The organism is Synechococcus lacustris str. Tous (genome assembly GCF_003011125.1).
Lineage (GTDB): Bacteria > Cyanobacteriota > Cyanobacteriia > PCC-6307 > Cyanobiaceae > Synechococcus_D > Synechococcus_D lacustris.
Genome location: NZ_PXVC01000257.1, coordinates 1 through 812 on the forward strand (window position 1 = coordinate 1; position 812 = coordinate 812).

Sequence of the window (812 nt, forward strand, 5' to 3'; positions counted from 1 at the left end):
GCACGATTGCCTTGTTAGTAGAACGCGAGCTAATTACTAAATTAAGTGATCTGTATCGATTAGAAACTGCAACGCTGGCGTCGCTGGAGGGGATGGGCAAGCGTTCAGCAGAAAAGCTGGTGGCGGCCCTTGAGCAATCGCGTCAGCAGCCGTGGCATCGATTGCTGTTTGCATTAGGTATACGCAACATCGGCCCGGTGAATGCCAAGGCCCTGGCATCTGCTTTTCCTTCCGCTGCAACCCTGGCTAAGGCTGCATTGCACGATCTAGAAGCTCTGCAGGCCACCTATGGCATCGGCGAGGAAATTGCAGAAGCCCTCACCGAATGGTTCAGCAATGCCACAAACCAATCGTTGCTGCAGGAGTTGCAGATCCTGGGTTTCTGCCTAGAAGCACCAGAAGCAGTTGCTGGCGATGCATCAGGCGATGCTGGCACCCCCAAACCCTTGGAGGGTAAAACATTTGTATTAACCGGCGCGCTGCCAACTCTTAAGCGCAACCAGGCCCAGGAATTGATTGAAGCCGCTGGCGGCAAAATAAGCGGTTCAGTAAGCAAAAAAACCAGTTACTTGGTTGCAGGCGAAGAAGCCGGCAGCAAACTCACGAAAGCTGAACAGCTAGGTGTAGCCATCCTTGATGAAGCGGCGCTGTTGGAATTGTTGGAAAGATGAGCGGGCAGCACTGCAGATGTCGTCCTCGAACCATGTTTCATCTCACCGGAACGCAATAAATGCCAAAACCAATTGAGAAAGCACTAGCCAAAGCCCGCAATCCACAAACAGAATCCGTAGCACTAACAGCAATACATCGAC

General features: G+C 52.1%; 1 protein-coding gene. It reads left to right on the top strand.

The annotated features are described in order from the left end of the window. On the top strand, positions 1-671 hold a 671-nt coding region (locus C7K08_RS14750), incomplete at its 5' end, for a helix-hairpin-helix domain-containing protein (RefSeq protein ID WP_241537298.1). Positions 672-812 lie beyond the last annotated feature (141 nt).